Origin of the sequence: Microvirga puerhi (genome assembly GCF_020089865.1) — a bacterium.
GTDB lineage: Bacteria > Pseudomonadota > Alphaproteobacteria > Rhizobiales > Beijerinckiaceae > Microvirga > Microvirga puerhi.
This window is the reverse complement of sequence record NZ_JAIRBM010000018.1, coordinates 1-18644: the sequence shown is the minus strand read 5'-3', so window position 1 is coordinate 18644 and position 18644 is coordinate 1. Positions and strand designations below refer to the sequence as shown.

The 18644-nt window shown below is 58.3% G+C and carries 17 protein-coding genes and 2 pseudogenes; 5 read left to right on the top strand and 14 right to left on the bottom strand.

The features are described from left to right. Positions 1-727: 727 nt before the first annotated feature. Positions 728-880 (bottom strand): annotated as a pseudogene (locus tag K9B37_RS19300) (IS6 family transposase); the annotation flags it as partial. A 281-nt stretch (positions 881-1161) separates the two neighbouring features. Here K9B37_RS19300 and K9B37_RS19295 point away from each other — a divergent pair. Continuing rightward, the gene (locus K9B37_RS19295; protein WP_224315162.1) at positions 1162-1560 is read left to right on the top strand and encodes a hypothetical protein; all 399 of its coding nucleotides are present in this window, start codon (positions 1162-1164) and stop codon (positions 1558-1560) included. Between the two features lie 526 nt (positions 1561-2086). Beyond that, positions 2087-3073 (top strand): hypothetical protein, encoded by a 987-nt coding sequence (locus tag K9B37_RS19290; RefSeq protein ID WP_224315161.1) that lies wholly within the window; start codon positions 2087-2089, stop codon positions 3071-3073. A 126-nt stretch (positions 3074-3199) separates the two neighbouring features. Here K9B37_RS19290 and K9B37_RS19285 read toward each other — a convergent pair whose 3' ends face one another. After that, the gene (locus K9B37_RS19285; protein WP_369414362.1) at positions 3200-3640 is read right to left on the bottom strand and encodes an HlyD family efflux transporter periplasmic adaptor subunit; all 441 of its coding nucleotides are present in this window, start codon (positions 3638-3640) and stop codon (positions 3200-3202) included. 13 nt (positions 3641-3653) lie between these two features. Further along, entirely contained in the window at positions 3654-5075 is a 1422-nt protein-coding gene (locus K9B37_RS19280; protein WP_224315160.1) for an adenylate/guanylate cyclase domain-containing protein, read from the bottom strand. 550 nt (positions 5076-5625) lie between these two features. On the opposite strand from K9B37_RS19280, the gene K9B37_RS19275 reads away from it, so the two are divergent. Continuing rightward, positions 5626-5811 (top strand): hypothetical protein, encoded by a 186-nt coding sequence (locus K9B37_RS19275; RefSeq protein WP_224315159.1) that lies wholly within the window; start codon positions 5626-5628, stop codon positions 5809-5811. Between the two features lie 991 nt (positions 5812-6802). On the opposite strand, the gene K9B37_RS19270 is transcribed toward K9B37_RS19275, so the two are convergent. The 7 genes from K9B37_RS19270 to K9B37_RS19240 form a co-directional block, all read right to left on the bottom strand. Beyond that, positions 6803-7798, bottom strand: a complete 996-nt coding sequence (locus K9B37_RS19270) for a Gfo/Idh/MocA family protein (protein WP_224315158.1) — start codon at positions 7796-7798, stop codon at positions 6803-6805. Continuing rightward, the gene (locus tag K9B37_RS19265; protein WP_224315157.1) at positions 7795-8676 is read right to left on the bottom strand and encodes a sugar phosphate isomerase/epimerase family protein; all 882 of its coding nucleotides are present in this window, start codon (positions 8674-8676) and stop codon (positions 7795-7797) included. Before K9B37_RS19265 ends, K9B37_RS19270 begins: the two co-directional genes overlap by 4 nt. 31 nt (positions 8677-8707) lie before the next feature. Next, complete coding sequence (locus K9B37_RS19260) at positions 8708-9544, bottom strand: carbohydrate ABC transporter permease (protein ID WP_224315156.1); 837 nt, start codon at positions 9542-9544, stop codon at positions 8708-8710. Next, positions 9541-10461 (bottom strand): carbohydrate ABC transporter permease, encoded by a 921-nt coding sequence (locus K9B37_RS19255; protein WP_224315155.1) that lies wholly within the window; start codon positions 10459-10461, stop codon positions 9541-9543. Before K9B37_RS19255 ends, K9B37_RS19260 begins: the two co-directional genes overlap by 4 nt. Positions 10462-10529: 68 nt before the next feature. After that, positions 10530-11738 carry an ABC transporter substrate-binding protein gene (locus tag K9B37_RS19250; protein ID WP_224315154.1) on the bottom strand — a complete coding sequence of 403 codons (1209 nt, stop codon included), beginning with the start codon at positions 11736-11738 and terminating at the stop codon, positions 10530-10532. Then, a complete protein-coding gene (locus tag K9B37_RS19245; RefSeq protein ID WP_224315153.1) occupies positions 11701-12741 on the bottom strand; it encodes an alpha/beta hydrolase in 1041 nt (346 codons plus the stop codon). Before K9B37_RS19245 ends, K9B37_RS19250 begins: the two co-directional genes overlap by 38 nt. Next, a complete protein-coding gene (locus K9B37_RS19240; protein WP_224315152.1) occupies positions 12741-13430 on the bottom strand; it encodes a GntR family transcriptional regulator in 690 nt (229 codons plus the stop codon). Before K9B37_RS19240 ends, K9B37_RS19245 begins: the two co-directional genes overlap by 1 nt. A 92-nt stretch (positions 13431-13522) precedes the next feature. On the opposite strand from K9B37_RS19240, the gene K9B37_RS19235 reads away from it, so the two are divergent. Next, the gene (locus K9B37_RS19235; protein ID WP_224315151.1) at positions 13523-14602 is read left to right on the top strand and encodes an ABC transporter ATP-binding protein; all 1080 of its coding nucleotides are present in this window, start codon (positions 13523-13525) and stop codon (positions 14600-14602) included. A 627-nt stretch (positions 14603-15229) separates the two neighbouring features. Further along, a pseudogene (locus tag K9B37_RS19230) lies at positions 15230-15385 on the top strand (Tn3 family transposase); the annotation flags it as partial. Positions 15386-15586: 201 nt separating this feature from the next. Here the strand turns inward: K9B37_RS19230 and kdoO are convergent. The 4 genes from kdoO to K9B37_RS24970 form a co-directional block, all read right to left on the bottom strand. Continuing rightward, positions 15587-16462, bottom strand: a complete 876-nt coding sequence (kdoO, locus tag K9B37_RS19225) for a Kdo hydroxylase KdoO (protein ID WP_224315150.1) — start codon at positions 16460-16462, stop codon at positions 15587-15589. 309 nt (positions 16463-16771) lie between these two features. Beyond that, the gene (locus K9B37_RS19220; RefSeq protein ID WP_224315149.1) at positions 16772-17986 is read right to left on the bottom strand and encodes a glycosyltransferase family 4 protein; all 1215 of its coding nucleotides are present in this window, start codon (positions 17984-17986) and stop codon (positions 16772-16774) included. Positions 17987-18192: 206 nt separating this feature from the next. After that, a complete protein-coding gene (locus K9B37_RS19215; RefSeq protein ID WP_224315148.1) occupies positions 18193-18423 on the bottom strand; it encodes a hypothetical protein in 231 nt (76 codons plus the stop codon). Between the two features lie 107 nt (positions 18424-18530). Then, on the bottom strand, positions 18531-18623 hold the full coding sequence (locus K9B37_RS24970) for an integrase core domain-containing protein (RefSeq protein ID WP_210346516.1): 93 nt from the start codon (positions 18621-18623) through the stop codon (positions 18531-18533). Positions 18624-18644: the final 21 nt, after the last annotated feature.

Genomic DNA, 18644 nt, shown 5'->3' with positions numbered 1-18644 from the left:
CAGCAAGTTGCAATGGTATCTTCAATACCCGTGATTGGCCGTCAGCGTGAGAATCCCGCGCTCTGCGCCAATTGCGCACGCCTGTGGCTGCGCCTGTCACAGAACCCGGGCCGACGCTAAGAGAATGCTTGGTGAAAAGGCTATCAAAATCTTGCCCTTTGCGCCGACCTGCAGAGCAACCAAGGTCAGTCTTGGAGCCTGAGCAGGAGATCGGCTCAAAAAATGGGACGTCAGACTGCCTCTGGTGCGCTGACCAAAATCCTAGGAGAACGATCCGGTCCAGGGTCCTGTCGGCGGATACGGCCAAGCTTCATTGCAGGGCTTCATTTTAGGAGCAACGCAATGCAGGACACCATCGCTGACCATCTCTGCCGAACGACGATACCTTGGAACCGCGGCAAGCTAATTGGCCCCCAACCTCCGCTCAAGGCAAATAAGATCTGATCCATTCGGTCCAGGCTCCAAGCGTCACGACGCATTCGAGACCTGACCCTGTTCAATCTCGCGCTCGACACCAAGCTGCGCGCCTGTGACTTGGTTGCGCTGCGGGCCGATGTATGGTGTTCAATGGGCAGGTGCGGCCCTGCGCCACCGTGATGCAGCACAAGGCAGGCCAGCCTGTACCGATCGAGATCGCCGAGCAGACCCAAGAGGCCGTCGGACGCTGGCTCGGGGTCTTGCGCTTGAGACAACGGACGTAAGACAGCCTGAACTTCAAAGCCCATCAACGGACAGTCTCGCGAGAGACGAGAATACTGCGCTCCAGAAGCATCTCCTCAACCAGCCGCAGGTTCAATGGGAACTTGAAATAGAGCCACACGGCGTGGGCGATGACCTCGGATGGAAAATGACGGTGCGTGTAGCGGATGTACACGAGCATGCCGGTCCATCGACGAGCCTCACCCTCATACTCGACCCAATGGGACAACATCGGCGATGATCGTCTTGCAGAACACGGCTGGAAACGGGAAGGTCGTGGTTGTATCGTCTATGATGGCGGGTTTGCACAGTGCAATTGGTGGCATAGGTTAGTCTCAGCAGACAAATCCTGCGCTGTTTCAGACGCTTCGGATACAGCCACCGGCTTTCTCCGGCCGCTGCGTGCATAGGAACGGCCAGGGACATGCTATGCCGGTTCATGAAAAGTAAAGGAACGCGGATTTGACTGAAGAACGAATTGAACGTGTTGCCGAGTTGCTCGCCACGGTCGGCGGCTCTTGGTATCCAGAGCGGACTCGTCCTGCATTGCGATCCGTCAATAACAGACATCGCGACGTGGCTCGTCTTATCCTTGGGGTTCTTGAACGTGAGTCAGAGAAGCAGGGCGATTCGGCCGACGACTCGGTGGCTGACGAGGCCCGTGGCAGCAGGCCGTTCAATTTTGCTGAAGGCGAGCAACTCTATGTAGGGGCGACGGTTGCCTATCGCCCACCGGGTGAAAAACGAGCAATCATCTGCCGCATCGAGAGCATGGATCATGGCCGAGTCTACCTCGTCCCTGTGCAACAGAATGTAGGTTGGGTGTCGATCCATACGCTTGTCCAAGCAGGACATAAATAGGCATCACGAGCTCTGAAGGAGTCGACGTGCCGCAGCACTTCCGTTCGCTCGCTGAAATGATGCCTCTCGCGATCAGTTTCAGTTCGGAGCCTAGGCAACGCGGCTCGTCTCATGCAACAATAACCTGCGATCTGAGGACTAGGCCCTCGTCGCTTGAGCTGAACACTCAGATTCGGCTGCACTTGTCGAGTGCCCGTCCCGATCGGACGTTCCTATGGGTATGGTCCTCGGTCTGATGCCACACCTCGTCGACCAATCGATGCGGCACACCCCTGACTCACGCCTGCCCCGCACACCTATCGCCTTCGACCTTCCAACAGGATGCTCGGCTGTGAGGAGACTAGCCTGAAATCCGATCAGGATCCCTAGCAAGTAGGGCCGCATAGCCGACCTCAAAAGGGTCGCTGTGAATCAAATGGTTAGCTAATAGATCTCCATCTGAAACTTGCGCATAAAGTTCTACTATTCATCATACAAGTAACTCCACTAGACTGTAACAGGAGCCTTGATGCGGTGGTGAAACAGAGTGACCAAAGAGGAAATCGAACTCGTCGCAGAGCTGTTGGCCAAGATCGGCGGCACTTGGCATCCGGAGCGCAGGCGATCGGGGTCTAGAGCAGTCGGAAACCGTCACCGCGAAGTTGCACGGCTCATCGTTGAAGCAGTCGAGCGCTCCAAGTCAACGAACCAAGCCGCACCAGACAACAGTCTCCAATCTGGAAGCCCGGTCGACGGATCACAGTTCACCTTTAGCGGGCACGCTCGACTTCAGGTCGGAGCAGTCGTTCTATATCGCGTCGGTGCGGATAAAAGAACGGTGACCTGCCGAATTGAAAAAATGGAAGGGGACCAAGTCTATCTTGTGCCTGAGCACCGAGAGATCGGTTGGGTTTCGACTCACACGCTTTTGCCTCTCAAACGGCAACGAGCTTACGAAACTCAGCCACGCCCGCTTCAGACCAGCAGGATGAGCGAAGGCGGAACCGTCGAGCCATTCCCTATCGCTGCCGAAGGCGTGAAGTTCAGTCCCCAGCTGAAGATCGGAGCGGCGCCTCCCGATGTGCAATATTATTTTAGCTCATCTGGAGATTGGATTGCCTTTCGTCGTTACCGAAAGGACCGTTACCTATTTGATCAAAAGGGGAACTGGATCGGTTGGTTCCCATGGACTGACAACGACGCGGTCGACCTCAACGGCCAATATTTGGGCACGGTAGTGGATGACAATCGTATCTACCGACGGACGTTCCCCGAACCGAAAAGCCGCGAAATAGGGCTAGTGGCGCCGCCCGGTCACGTTGGATATTCAGGTTATCCAGGACATGCCGCACCTTGCTTGCCACCGTTCGGCTTCACAGACATTGACTTGAAACGGATCCGCCGTGGACGACGCTTCTGGCTGAAGAGCCATGGCCCGATCGAAACACCTCCTAGTGATCGGAGTCCTTTCTACGCCTTGGCGGCGGCATTCGGCCTTGGCCGTGTAGCAAGCTGGATCAAGCGCCTCATTTAACCCAGAATGAGCCATGAATGACACGAAAGCCAAGATCGCGGATGAAATCATTGCCCCCGGTTCTTCCCACTCTCCTACAAGCTAACAGCGCAGTGCCAACGTAAAGAGCGGCACATCATCAAGTGTCTAGAAGCCACTCTCGCGCACGAGCACCGTTACGAAACGCCTCCAGACCTGTCTGAGAAGGCTCTCCGGCTCACTGCTCAGAAGAACCGTTCCGATCCGTACCGTGGACGATGTTGTCAGGGGAACTGGCTCCAAAGCGACACGATAAACCGGCATCTCCGGAACAATCGTTTCATTCGGCCCTTGCCGTGACGCGATCGAACCTCCATTCACCGAGGCCAGTTCGGGATGAGACATTGATCGCACGGAGGTTTCATCGACGGAGATGACTGCTGCCGAAATTTTCGCGAAGGTGGCATCATTCGGAATGAATGTCGCTGGCTTGTCGCGTCTCATCTTGGCCAAGTCAGTTTCATCCACGTAGGCCTCGATACGATCCTTCGAAAGGTCGGCAATCGAGGCGAGCTTCTCTCCAAGCTTGATCCATTCACCCTCCGCCACGGGATCAGCGAGTTCAACGATGGTACCACTGACAGGAGCTTTGATGTCGAGTCGGCTCAGCTCGACGGCCAGTGCGTTCCGTTTCGATCGGGGTCTCACGTCCACGGAGCCATTCGACACCAAGACGTTGCCATGCGTGCCGGTCTGAGAGCTCATGTGCATCTGCTAACGCCTCCCTGGAGGCGATCAGCACCTCATCGTAGTACTTGGCGAGGCTTTCGAGGCGCGCCGCAACGTTGACCGCATCTCCCAACACGGTGAATTCAAGCCGGGCCTTCTCACCGACGACACCACAGAAGCATTCTCCCGTATGGATCCCAATGGCGACTGTCAGCGGCGCCGCAGGAGGGCGACTCCGGTTCCACTCGTCGATGGCGTTCGCCAAGCTCTTGGCGCAAGCAAGCGCTCGGCCGGAGTCATCCGACTGTGGATCAGGTACGCCAAAAACGATTAAGGCTCCATCGCCCGCGAATTTTTCGATCAGACCGCCATGCTCGACGACAGCCCGTGTGATGCGACAGCGGAAGCGCGTCAGAAAATCCGCCATCTGCTCAGGCAGCATGTGCTCGGTTAAGCGAGTGGAGTTCCGGAGATCAATGAATAAGACAGTGCACCGCTGACTGACGCCGCGGCGAAGACGCGATCCAGGACGAATGGGTTCGGGAACGACCTCGGGAGGAAGGAAGCGTGTCAGGATCGATAGTTCGCGTTGCTCCGCCAGCGCGCGCACCAGCAGTTGGCGCTCTCTCTGAACCACCAAGGTTAGGCAGAACCCAATAAGGATGAGGAGGCTCCCGCGAACCGCATTGGCAGGAAGATCCGCAAAATGGGCATAGTCAGACAGTGAGGGAAGCGCCAAGAGCGAAACTCCGGCCCAGGATGCTACGGCCAAGCTCCCTAGAGCCAGGGCGACGGCCGTGCTCGCCACAATGGCTGGCCGATAACGCAAGGCATTGAAAGCGAGCACCAGGGGGACCGCCCACACGGAAGCCAAGAGAAAGATATCATTGCCGGATAGCCGATTACGAAGAACTCCTTCGATAATCGCGGCTATCGTGAAACCGACATCAAGGAAGGCAAAAGCCCAGCCCACTGCCGGCCGGTAACGTTGTGCTTGAATCAGCAGGAGGGCCACTAGAGAAACCAAAGTGAAGCCCCCTATGATGAAGAGAGAAGGCACCGGGGGCCTGAATGTGCGAATGCTCGCACTGATTGCTAAGACCGCATAGCTGGCGACCAGGAACGAGGCGAGCAGAAGCGCAACGGCAAGCCGAAGCCAAGCGACCATCCGTTCCGCCTGGATTTCCGCCTGGTAGAGCAGTTGATCGGCAACGGTGTCACCGGCATCCAATCCGACAGCTTGGCTTGTGGGGACATGCGAGAAGGGCCCGGGATCGGCAGTTGCGGGGAATTTTCGAGGCCAGATCACAACCATACTAGTTAACGCGATTTCCTCTTCGAGAGGCTGTAGGTAATGATCACAAACTGTTCAGCAGCATCATCTACCCAGTACAGCCATTCTTTTGCGGCTCAACTCTCGCGTGAGGTTCCGATAATAACAGGATCGTCGTGCCTGCCATGGCCCAATCCGACGTGGTATACATCAAATATGGCTATCGCTCGCCATCCGAGTGCATCGGCGATCTCAGATCCATGAGATGCGAGCGCGTCCCGAACTGACAATCAAGCATCTCAGGCCATCAAGCAGGCTGCAGCCGAATCCTTGGATTGACGGCCACCGGAAGCTGCAGGAGACTGAGATGCGTAAGGAAATGATCGCCACTCTGACGGCCTTGTTTATCCTCGACGTGCCCATGGCGTATGCACAGCAAGCCACCTCCGGCCCCGGCAGTACGCCCGGAGCGGACGGCTGAGCTAAGCAGATTTCAAGATGCTGAACGACATTCGTGTCGGGGTAGTCAAGGCCGCGCCGCAACTCGCGCCGAAGCAGGAGAAGCTTTGGCAGGCCGTCGAGGAGGCTATCCGTGCCGAGGCTGAGACCGCGCTATCGCCAGTTGAATGCACTCGGAGAACCTATGGATCACTCGTGCGATATCGATCCGGTGCAACTCCACCGTCAGCATGCCGATGCCCTAACGGACCGTGCGGTAGGTCTGAAGAAGCTCGCTGATGCGTGGCAGCCACTCTACCAGAGCCTTACCCCCGACTAGAAGACGCGTTGCGCTTCGTGACGGTGCACACGATCGAGAGATTTCGGGCCGCCATGGAGAACCGCCGCATGGATCTCGATGATGACGAGGAGAACATCGACCTATGAGTCTTCTCTCATTAAGCCGTTCCGGGACGGCCCGCGTGTCGATGGCTGGACGAGCACCTGAAGGCAGGGGCTGCGAGATTGGAATGGGCTCAGAGGACCTTGCGAATTCAAGTTCCATCAGCGCAACCTCACGATCCGGATGATGTTCGACGAAGCAACGGCGCGCCATGTAGCCTATTCGGTTGGCAATGAAAGGTGCGGCAGTCAACGCGCGATTATGGTCCGGTGTGCAGCCCGACGCTCGTCTGAGATGTAACGGCTGTGCGAGGCGGACAGAGCGCCGTTGCCCATGACAGACGGGTGACACCAAATCGGCGGTCGAACGCTGGTTACGTTGCAATTCCCGAAAGTCCCCTGAGTATCTTCCGGCATCTCAGGTCCGTCTATTTTGAGTAAGAAGCCCACGCAGATTGAAATTATTATAAGTATAAAGTGCCGATTAAATCAGGGCTTTGTTTGAGTGTTTGGTAATCCGGCTCTATGGGGATCGGAGTGACATATCCTTTCATGGCGTTGATTGATGTTAAATATATTGCGCGCCGCTGCCGTATTTTCGCTTGTTCTCCTCGCATGGGCCATAGCAAGCGCATTCGACCTTGTTTCAGCGTTTCTATTGCCTTCGCCGAAAGCGGTTCTCGATGCGCTTCTTGAGCTCACCCGAGATCGATCTCTTGCCAGACATATTGGCGTTAGTGTTCAGCGTGTTCTTCTGGGCTACGGGCTGGCAGTGGCGATTGCACTTCCGCTCGCCTTGGGGTTCAGCATATTGCCGCGTTTAAAGGCCTTCGTTGAACCACTATTGGACTTTGCTCGGCAGATACCGCCTCTCGCGCTCGTGCCTCTGCTGATCCTCGGCAACCCCAAGTCACTGCAACGGAGCCCGTTCAGAGATCGAGAAGGCGCCGGAGCTTTTCCAAGCGCTCCATCGCCACGACGCCGTCGGTAATCGTCGGTGCTGCAGACGCTTCCCCCCGGAACAGCTTCATCGCATCGGTCAGCAAGGCGTGATAGCCTTTGTGATCCTCATTTGCGGCTGCCGTAAAGTTCGGCTTCCACGTCAACGTGTCCACATTCTCATTCAACGTTGCGCAGAGATCGTCCGTCTTGAATGGTGGATTGCGGTTCCAACGAACTTCAATCACGTCATCGACCTCAAGGCGCTGATGGTCCCCCATCAGCTCGATCCGCTCGACAGGGGTGCCGCGAGACTGAATCGTTCCCATGGCGATGGTGCCAATTGCACCACATTCGAAATTGAAATCGGCATGGAAAAGGACGCGCCCCGGAGCGGCCTCGACTTTGCGGGCGTTCATTTCGCGAACGGGCGAGACAAGGAACGAGACCAGATCCATGTAATGCACGCAGTGGTGCAGGAAGAAGCCACTATAATCTACGTTCCCGGCGAAATACGTCGGGGCCGTCATGTAATATCCGGTCATTCCGAGAACTCGCCCGAAGCGACCGGAAGCGATGATGTTGTGAGCGATTCTGTTTCCGATCGAGTAGCGCTTCATGAAGCCCAATACCAGCGGCTTGGCGCTTCGCTCAGCTGCTTTGAGAAGTTCCCGCGCGCCCTCGGCAGTCGAGGCAGGAGGCTTTTCCATGAAGACCGGAATGCCTCGCTCCAAAGCAGCCTTTCCGAAGGCAAGGTGCTGCTCGGGACCGACTGCCATGCCGACCATGTCGATGCCACGTGTGCCGATCAGCTCGAATGCATCGGACGTCAGGTTCTTCACGCCAAACTGACGGCCTGCCTGGGCCAGGCGGCTGCCATCCACATCGCAAAGGGCAACGATCTCGACGTCGTGCCGCACGAGTTGCGGGAGCAGCATCTGGGTCGCATGCGTGCCGCAACCAATCCAGCCAATTTTCTGGGTCATCGCCGATATCTCGTCAGCTTCAGGTGGGATTTCAGGAAGGATACGCTGGCCTCAAGCCGCTCGCTTTCGTCCTCATGCGGCGGGCGCCATTGTGCGAAAGGCACGCCGAAACGGTCATCGTTTCTGCGGAACGGTTCAAGCGAAATCGGCCCGCGATAGCCCACGTCATGAAGCGCTCGACACACCTCGACCCAATCGGTCGATCCGGTTCCGAGAAAGCCACGGTGGTTCTCGTTTGCCTGGAAGTGGACCGTCCGTGAGCCCGCGAGGCGAATGGCTTCCGGAATGGACGCTTCCTCCATGTGCATATGAAAGGTATCGAGCATCAGCCCCACCGCAGGATGATCGACCGCATCGAGGAGTTCGATGGCTTGCTGCGTCGTGCAAAGGACATCGCTCTCGAAACGATTGAGCGGCTCGACGGCAAGCCTGATCTTGGCTCCGGCGGAATGGTCCCCGGCCTCCTTCAATCCGGACACGCAGCGCTCCTTGCGTGCAAGCCTCTCAGCCTCATCGACGGGAGCCGGCGGACGTCCTGCGAATACAAGAGGGTTACCCGTCAAGGGACCACCGACGATCTCGGCGCCCAATGCTGCCGCACAGTCGGCGGCATAACGCAGGTAGTCGATGCCGGCGCGATGGGCAGCGGGATCATCGCTCGCCAGATTGCGCTGGAGGTTGACCCGCGCAGCGAGAACAACTGCCAGGCCTGCATCGTCCAACGCGCGCCGGGCGGCGGCCAGGTCGATCTCGCCCGGCTCGGGTACGAGGAGCTCAACGAAGTCGAATCCAAGCGATTTCATGCGTCCGAAGAGCGGGAAATGCTCGGCGGTGAATGGCCGGGCATATTGCATCGATATCAGACCGATGGGATTCATGAGTGTCCTTGAGTTAAATGCGCACAATGGATCAGCCCTTGACCGCGCCTTGCGTCAGCCCGCCGATTAAGCGGCGTTGAGCGATGAGGAAAAGGAGGGTTGCGGGCAGAGCACCGACCACGCCGCCCGCAGAAAGCAAGCCCCACTCGATCTGATATTCTCCGATCAGTGTCTGAACCGCCACAGTGACCGTACGCACGTTCCGGCCGCCCAGGGTCAAGGCATAGAGGTATTCGTTCCAGGCAGTGATGAAGATGTAGATGCCAGTCGAGATGATTCCCGGCGTGGCCAACGGGAGGATCACCCGCCAGAGAGCTTGGAGACGACTGCATCCATCCGTCATGGCCGCTTCGTCGAGACTCTTCGGGATTGCGTTGATGTAGCTCGTCAGCATCCAGACTGAGAATGGTATCGCGACCGTTGCGTTGGCGATGATCAAGGCAGCATGGGTATCCAGCAGACCAAGGCGCCGCATCATCACGAACAGCGGCAGGATCAACAGCACAACCGGAAACATGTTCACGAGGAGAAACTGAAGCATCAAAAGCTTGCGCCCGGGGAAGCGAAAGCGAGAGAACGCATATGCCGCAGTCACCGAAACGAACAGGCCGAGGATCGTCGTCCCGCCTGCCACGATGAGACTATGGCCCATATTCCCCAGGAACGATGTGCGGGAGATGAGACGGACATAGTTCTCGAGCGACCAGTCGAACGGCGCGACGGTAACGCCGATCGCTGCGAGCCTCTCCTGGGGAGTCACGGACGTCATCAGCATCCACGCAAAGGGCCCGATTGCGATGAGGACGATCCCGAGTGCGGGAAGATCCGTCGTCAGGATGCGTCGGGGTAGTGTCGGTTTTCCGATCATCGCTCAACCTCCCGCGAGGTCCGCGCCATATAAAGCGCGACCACAATTCCGAGCAGCAACGTGAACATGACGGCAATCGTCGTGCCGTAGCCGAAATCGAGATTTTGCCGCGCTTTGACAAATGCGTAGAGGGGCAGCGTCTGAGTGGCGTAGCCGGGACCGCCGCCGGTCATCACGAAGATCACATCGATCGAGTTGGCGACCCAAATGATACGCAGAAGCCCCGCCGTGGCCAGAACGCCGGCGATCCCTGGCAGAGTCACATGACGGAATTGCCTCCAGGCGCTTGCACCATCGATCGAGGCGGCCTCATAGCGGCTTCTCGGAATGCCCTGAAGCCCCGCCAGGATCATGACGGCAAAGAACGGAAAACCCTGCCAAGTCAGTGTGGCAATGACCGCGTACAGAGCCTTGTCAGGCGAAGCGAGCCACGGCACGGCAGACTGGATAATCGCGAGCCGGAGCAGAATCTCATTGAGCACGCCCGTATTGGCATCGTAGATCCAGCGCCACATCAGCGCGATTACGACACTCGGCAGAGCCCATGGAATGATGACCAGGGCCCGCGCTAACCCGCGCCAGGGAAACTCCTTGTTCAGGATCAGCGCCGCGACGAGGCCGAGCCCCATCTGCAGCGGAACCGTGAGCCCGATCCAGATGGCCGTGTGCCCGAGCGTGATCCAGAAGACCGGATCCTGAACCAGCTTGATGTAATTGTTCAGGCCTACGAAACGCGCTGCATTCGGTTTGAACAGAACGAATTCGTAGAGACTGGTGACGACGGCCTCGATCATAGGCAGGAAGACGATCACGACCGTCACCAGAACCGCTGGCGTGAGCAGGCTGTAGGGCAGCAGGCGATTGTGCCACGAGCGTGCCGGAGTTGCCCGATCGGACCAGGCTGCGGACAGAGACATCAGATGCGATCTTTCGTCGTTACGTCGGAGAAGAAGGCTGCGCCCTCGTGAGAGCGCAGCCTGAACGATCACTGTGATGCGAGGAGCGCCTCGATCTCCTTCATCATCTGATCCGCGGTGATCTCTCCCGTCAGGGCCCGCTGCATGGTGGTCGGCCATACCGTGTTCACAAAGTCGGCCGTGGCTGACGTCTGGGGCAACACTGCCGCGAAAGGAAGCGACGCGACCGTCGCATCGACGAAGCGCTTTTCATGAAGCTTCCAGTCCTTCGATCCGCTCTTCGTGACGGTCAGCTGGCCTGTCGCCTTGTTGAACAGGACGTTGTTCTCGCCTTCGGCGAGGAACGAGATCCATTTCCAGGCGGCATCCTTGTCTTTCGAGGACGAGAAGATCGCAAGAGACTCGTCGCCATAGGAGGTCCAAGGCCGCTCGCCGCAACTGGGAACCGGCGCGGCGGACACTTTGTCTCCGAGCGCCTTCACGATGTCGGCAGACGAACCGATGTGATGGATGGTCATCGCCGTCTTGCCGCTCTTGAAAGCGGCGAGGATCTCCTGGAAACCGTCATTCGGTGCGGATGGCGGGAAGACCTTGTGCACCCGATAGAGGTCGATGAGCCACTGATTGGCCTTGATGGCCTGTGGCGTCGTCAGGCCGCCCTTCTCGAACTTCGCACCTCCCGAAAACACGAAGGTGCCCCACTGATCCCAGCCGCCCTTCCCTCCGCGGAAGCCGAATCCGTAAACGTCAGGCGCTTTGGTGAGCGCCTTGGCCGCAGTGAGGAACTCGTCGCAAGTCTTCGGAGGCTCCAGACCAGCGGCTTTGAAGAGATCTGTCCGATAATAGAGATAGAGCACCACATACTGGATGGGCAGATAGTATTGCTGTCCGTCCGGACCCTTGTTGAGGCTCAGAAGATTGTCGAGAAGATCGGCCTTGCCCGGCCAGGCGTCGATCCTCTTGCCGATCGGCTCGAGGGCGCCCATCTCGACGAGGCGCGGCTGAGCGAAGAGCTTGACCATCGCTGCGTCTGGAGCATTGCCCCCGACGATGGATGTGTAGAGGTTATCGTAGTAGCTGTTCCAGGGAACGTTCTCCGCCTCGATCTTGATGCCCGGGTTCTGGGCTTCGAACTTCTGGACGAGCGCCGACATCGGGTTGTCCGGGTTGTCGAAGTGGTACCAGAAGCGGACCGTTTCCGCATGGGCGCCACCTGCAAGGGACAGTCCTGCCGCAAGGCTACAGGCTGCCAGCAATTTCTTCATGAGCCTCTTCATCGTTTCCTCCGTTTGAAGAGTTGGTCTGTGCCAACCTCCGGGCCGCTGCTCCTGCCTCGGCCAAGGCTTTTCGCGCCGCGTGGAGCGACACGGTCATCTGCAGGAAGCCATGCACGACCCCAGGAACGATGGTGACCGGGTCTTGGCGTCCCAGCGCGTGCAGACGCTGTCCAAGAACAATGGTGTCGGACAAAAGCGGGTCGATTCCGGCGGCCATGAGCCACAAGGGCGGCAGAGCCTGAAGTTCCTGATCTCCGGCCTGCAAAGGAGCTGCCAGCGGGTCGAGCCGGCGGGTCGGATGTGGCACATACCAATCCCAGTAGCGGCTCATCTTTCCAGTCGTGAGACCCGGCCCGTCTGCGAAGCGCGCATGAGACGGCGAGGTGTGATCGGCTGAATAGACGCCGTAGAAGAGGATGCCCCCGACGGGTAGCCGGCGCCCTAGTCGATGCTCGTGGATCATTGCTGCCAGCGCCAGATTGGCCCCCGCTGAATCACCTGAAATCAGGAGAGGCCCAGGCTCAAGCCCGAAGGTGGATGGGTGGGATTGCAGCGCTCGCAAGCATGCGATCACGTCGTTGAGGCCAGCCGGATAGGCATGCTCCGGCGCTAACCGATAATCTGGCACCACAACTGCCATGCCGGATTCGATCGCAAGGACACGGGCACATCTTTCATGTGTTTCCGGGCTGCAGAACGCAAAGCCACCGCCATGCACGAAGAGGAGCGCACCTGCTGAATAGCCCTCCGGAACGAGAACTCGCACACGGCACTCAGCCGAGTGAAGTCCAGGATCGGCGGAGACATGGAGTTCACGGACCGCGGCCATGGCCGGAAGATCGATGTTCCAGCGCAGGTTTCCCCGTGCCGCTGCAATACGACCCTCGGAGGCCGGCAAAAGAGTCGGATCGGGCTGCGGCCCGTCCTCCTGCGCCATACGCTCCATGAGCGCAATCATCTCGGGCGTCAGTGCATTGGGAAGATCGTTTGGCTCGTCACGCATCAGTGTTCACCATTCGCAAAGACTTCGGGCCCGAGATCCACGATGGTGGCAATGTGATGCGCCAGAGCCTCAGCCGCCTTGGCCGCGTCGGACCGCTCGACGGCATCCACGATCGAGACGTGACGCCGGGCGGTGGCAAAAAGATCCCGCTCCTGCTTCGACTCGGAGATCTTGAAACGGTGGTTGTGGACGAGGCAGCGATGCAGGATGGGATCGAGGGCGGGCAGGTCGGCATCTCTCAGTAGCCGGCGATGAAAATCCCGGTCGAACTCGGCGAGTCTGTATTCATCGCCGGCGCCCGCGGCATTCTCCATCTCTGCAACGAGGCTCTTGAGGTCCGCAACGAGCGTCCGGCTTGGATGCTGGATGGCCCGGATCACTCCACGACACTCTATGGATTGCCGCAGCCGGAACATCTCGACCGCTTCGTCAGCGGTGCAGCTCGCGACGCGAGTGCCCCGATGCCCTTGCCGAATGACAAGCCCCTCCTCCTGCAACTGAAGGAGAGCCTCACGCACCGGGCCTTGGCTGCAGCCGAAGAGACCCGCAAGCTCCATTTCGGTCAGCGGCTCTCCAGGCGGGAGTTCGCCCAGCATGATGTCCCGCTTCACGGCCTCATAAACCTCACCTGATTTCGCAGGCCGGAGAGCGGAAGGCCGGGCTGTCCGCTGGGCATAAAGACCGGGCATTGGTGTCTTTCGTGCTGTTGCTTATCGATATGATTATCATTATTGATAATGGTAAGCAACCTATAGATTTCCGCTCCTGGGAGGGAAGCGCAATGGCACAGATCAGGCTTGAGGGGCTCAGGAAGAGCTACGGTGAGCTCGAAGTGGTCCATGGGATCGACCTCACTATCGGCGATGGCGAATTTCTCGTCCTCGTGGGACCGTCAGGCTGCGGAAAGTCGACCTTGCTCAGGATGATCGCCGGTCTGGAAGAGATTACGTCGGGCACGCTGCGCATAGGCGATAATGCCGTCAACGAACTCCCACCTGCGAACCGCAATATTGCAATGGTGTTTCAGGACTATGCCCTCTATCCGCACATGAACGTCGGCGACAACATGGCATTTGGCCTCAAGATGAGACACGCACCGGTCGCGGAAATCAGCCAGCGGGTTGCCAAGGCTGCGGAGGTTCTCAAGATTACGCCGTTCCTTGACCGGCTGCCCGGTCAGCTCTCGGGCGGGCAACGACAGCGTGTCGCGATGGGGCGAGCCATCGTTCGGGAGCCCGAGGCTTTTCTCTTCGACGAGCCCCTATCCAATCTGGATGCGGCACTTCGCGTGGAAATGCGCCTTGAAATGGCAAAACTCCATCGTCGGATGCGCGCGACCACCGTTTACGTGACCCATGACCAAGTTGAAGCGATGACCCTCGCGGATCGGATCGTCGTGATGCACGGAGGACGGGTAGAGCAAGTCGGTCGACCGCTCGACCTTTATCACCGGCCGCAGACACTGTTCGTCGCCCGTTTCATCGGCAGTCCGACAATGAACACCTTCAGCATACGGGTGGATCAAGAGCGAGGCGTCCTTGGCGCGCAACTGCAGGACAAGACCATCGAAATTCCGATTCCGACGGTCCAACCAGTTCAGGCTGGCGCACCCATCACCCTCGGAATTCGGCCGGAAGACTTAAATCTCTGCAACACGAGCGAGGCTTGGCTTACAGGTGAAATCGTTGTCGTTGAGCGGCTTGGCGGTCAGACATATGCCTATCTCGATATCGGTGCCGACCGACTTGTTACGATCGAGCTTCCGCGAACCAGTGAGGTGGCTCCTGGAACAGTCCTGTCCGTCAACGGCAGAGACGATAGTCTTCACGTCTTTGCCGAGAGTGGCAATCGCTTGAACTGATGCAAAGGCTCCGTCGTAAATCCGGCGTAAGGACGAGAGAACGATGGGAATTTCGCGATGCGTTCAGGCGGTGAGTGGCTGAAAGTGCTCGCGTCTGTGAGGCAAACCTGAAGGTCTTGAAATCCATCCTAGATCTGACCAGCCGCTTGATGGGTCGACGATTCTGCTCGACAATGTCGTTCAAGAACTTTACCTGCCGGAGTTTGGTAAAGCGCCAGTTTGGTAAAGCGCCAGAGTTTGCCCTGCGCCAGGGGCTATTCGTTGTGCACAGATGCGGCCGAATGCGCGTGCCCAACTCGGGAGCATGAGCCTGTATCCAGCGAGAGAGGGTCGTATGGTCAACCTGAATGCCGCAGTCGACCAACATGCACTCAAGATCACGATAGCTGATCGGAACTGTAGATACCAGCGGCCGGCTCAGGGGATAATCTCTGTCGTGAAGTGCCGACCTTTGAACAGGTTCTTGTCATTTTGCCTCACCGCTAGCCCTACTTGCCGCACTGTGTCGTAGCCCAGGCGGAACAATCGTCAAAGCTGCAATAGATCCCAAATGGACTGCGCTCTTCCGTGAACGCCATGAGATCTAGACCGCTCATTTGAACAGTTAGTCCCTCTGTGCCTCAAGTTCTGAATCTGGTGGTCAGTGCAATCATTCACCAGAATACGGTCCGCCTTGGACGCGCCGTGGATCATCTTCGTCAGCTGGGGCGCATCATTCCCATCGAGATGCTCAACCACCGCTCCCCATTGAGCTGGGAACATATCAATCTCACCGGCACCTATGCATGAAGCGAGAGGCCCCCGCTCGTGGACGACTTCTGGCCCTTGCATCTGCCATAATCCTTAGCACGAGCCACATGTTCCGACCGAGCGAAAAGCAGGCTCCTGGTTGGTTCTAACTTAGCATGTGTTTGGGAGCAATTCTTGTTCCCACCTCTTGAAGCAGGCTGGAATGGCACATGTGCCTGACTGTTCCTGACTTGTCTAAACTAAAGACTGCCCAGTCATCCTCTCTAGCACTCTGAGCGGCGAGCGCTCCGGATGCGCCAAGGCGGCGACATCCACATGAAACGTTTGCTCCAAAGCAAACTGGCCGGCGAGCGCGGCATGGAGCACCTGATCGGTATAGCAGAGCCATGTGGTACCGGCTGGAAATGCGAACTCCGTCTGCGGCGCCTCTTTCTGGTAACGAGCGTCGAGTTTACCCTTATCATGCAAGCCCAACATGATCTGATCGTAGGCACTACGCTTGCCCTTGGTGATTCCGAGGACTGCTAGTAGCGAGGGCTCCAACGGATAAGGGCGACGCACCACGCCGACATATTTGCGAGCGAACTCCTCGAACGGTTCGCCCACATGCCAGATACGCGGCTTCCCTGCCGGATTGATGTTTGAGAAGACCCGCAGGATGCGGCGCCCCCGCGTCGGGCGGGATGGGAAGGCGTCCACGTGCAACAGCTTGTCGTTCTTGCGTGGCGACGACTGGCGGTCCACGATTTCGATCGGGCGATAGCTGGTCCGCGCCTGCCCGATCCCTTTTGCATAGGTCGGGAAGAGGCCCGCAACAATCTGGGCGGTTGCCTGAGCAAAGCGCTGCATCATTGCATGCAGCTGCTCCGTCTCGCCGCTCTCGGTCGTGCCGCTGACTTCACCTCTAGCTGGGTCCAGGCTGATGTTCTTAGCATTTCCACTCGCGAAGTCGGACGACAGCAGCGTCGCTTCCTCTTGTCTCAGGGCGAAAGCCAGATTAGGGCAGAAGACGACCCGGCCACCTTCGAGCGCACTCAATGCTCCGTCCTGCACCTCCGCGGGGAATGGACCTGACCAGCAGTCGATATCAAGACTTTCGATCATGCTCATCGCGGTGGTCCTCGCGTAGTCGGGTAGCGTCCTCAGCGGCAAATGGCACCAGTATCTGCAGGGAGAGACTCGCAGATCCGGCAAAACAAATATTTGTGTAACCGCTCACGGCTCGCAGGAGTATACCTCCGAAGTATAGGTTAGGATAACCTAACGTGCCGACCCAACTCTCAGTAGCACCAGGACTGCGATCAATAGTGCATTCGATCAGGCGAGAATTGTTCTGTCATCTTGCAATCTCGGACGTAAAGATGGCTTTTCCTGCAGGGCCTGGCTGGTGAGAGAGTAAGGGTTCTCCTATGAATATCCTCAGATCCCGATGAGCCCTGCGTAGACGTCGAGCGTGCTGGAGATCATCCGTTCGAGCGAGAAGTGGCGTTCGACATGGATCCGCGCCCGCTGCCTCATCGCTTCCCTCTCCGTGGGGCTGAGCGCTAGTGCCGCAGCAATTCCATGGGCGAGTGCATCGACGTCGCCCGGCGGAACGCTCCAGCCCGTGCGTTCGTGATCTGAGGAGACCGGCGGAGCGAGCACGGTTTCCGGAACCGCTCCATGGTTGGAGACGACCACCGGCGTTCCCATTGCCTGCGCCTCAACGGCCGAGCGCCCGAAAGCCTCGGGCTCGGTTGAGGGAACCGTGACAACCGCAGCTGCGAGAAAGGCCGCCGGCATGTCGGTGCAGTGACCAACATGTCGGACAATGTCCGTCAGCCCGCGGGAGGCAATCAAGGCATCAAGGTCGTGCACATACGAGGTTCGACCTTGTGGATCCCCGGCAAGTATGAATGTAGTATCGACAAGTCCGGTCCGCTTCAGTTTGGCGGCCGCTTCGATCAGAATCTTCTGGCCCTTCCAGCCAGTCAGGCGGGCTGCAAGCAGTACAATCCGCGCGTGGGAAGCCACGTTCCACGCCTGGCGTAAAGCCTCGACCCGTTCAGGACTGACAGCGGCTGGAGAGAATGCAGCCAAATCCGTGCCCCGCGGGATGACTGTGATCCGCGAGCTGAAGCGAGGGTGCACCGAGCGTATCAGGTTAGCGGTATAGTACGAGTTAGCGATCACAGCATCGCCACGCGCCATGACCGAATTGTAGAACACCTTGGGTGCAGAGCGGCCGGAATAGCTACCATGATAGGTCGTCACGAATGGAATCCCCAGGGATCGCGATGCGCCTAGCGCCACCCAGGCCGGGGCACGGGAGCGGGCATGAACGATGGCGACCTGCTCGGCGACGCAGAACCTTGCTAAAGACCTGACATTGAGCGCCATCTTGAACGGGTTCTTAGTCGTCGCCGGGAATGGGATCCATACACCGCCCTTCGCTTGGAGTTCGGCAACCATTCGCCCGCCCGCCGTGAGAACGAGGGCGCGCGCGCCGATAGCTGCCAGCCCCGCTGCGATGTCGACGGTAGTGCGCTCGGCCCCGCCAGCCTCGAGCTCAGGAATGATCTGAAGGATGGTGCGCCCCGCAAGGGGCTGAACATCGCCAGCTTGAGCCAATACTTTTGCTACAGAGTCCGCCAAGTCCGTGCCTCCAAGCCGCCTCATCAGAGATACCGATCGATGTTCTGCAGTACCGGACGACTTGCCAGAAACAGACCTTCCGATGCACTACCGATACTCGGGCAGGCGCCCACCTTGTCGCTTTTTGTCCCGAGGAACCAAGTTGACCGGATGCGGGCATGCAGTCCTAATGCTTCTTGCGAGCCACCGCATTAATCTCAATGAGCCTATGGTCTCCGACCACAATCAGGGACACAATCCGTAGCGCTATGGCCCAAGTTTGGAAAGAGCGCGAAGACCTCGATAAGGTTGATCGAAAGATCGCCGAGATCGAGAAGTGCATATCGGGTCAGATGCTCCGGATTGATAGGATAGCCCGGAACGGACAGGACGCGACGAAAGCCAAAGAGCTGCTTCGCACCTATCAACAATCCCTCCGGACTTGGCGCGAGCGCCACCTGCTTATCCTGGAGGAGATTGCACGTCAGGATGAACCTGAACTCTAGATATGCTCTGTTCTATTGCGTCGATTTAGCGAATGCCGCCTGCTAGGTGTGAGTTCTGATCAGGTTGTTCCGGCGAGAGCCTGAGCCGGTGTTCGTCGACCGAGGCTACCATGCGGGCGCTGTTGATTGTACCAGGTCAGCCATCTCGGCAGGTCAGTGACCCGAGCATCCGC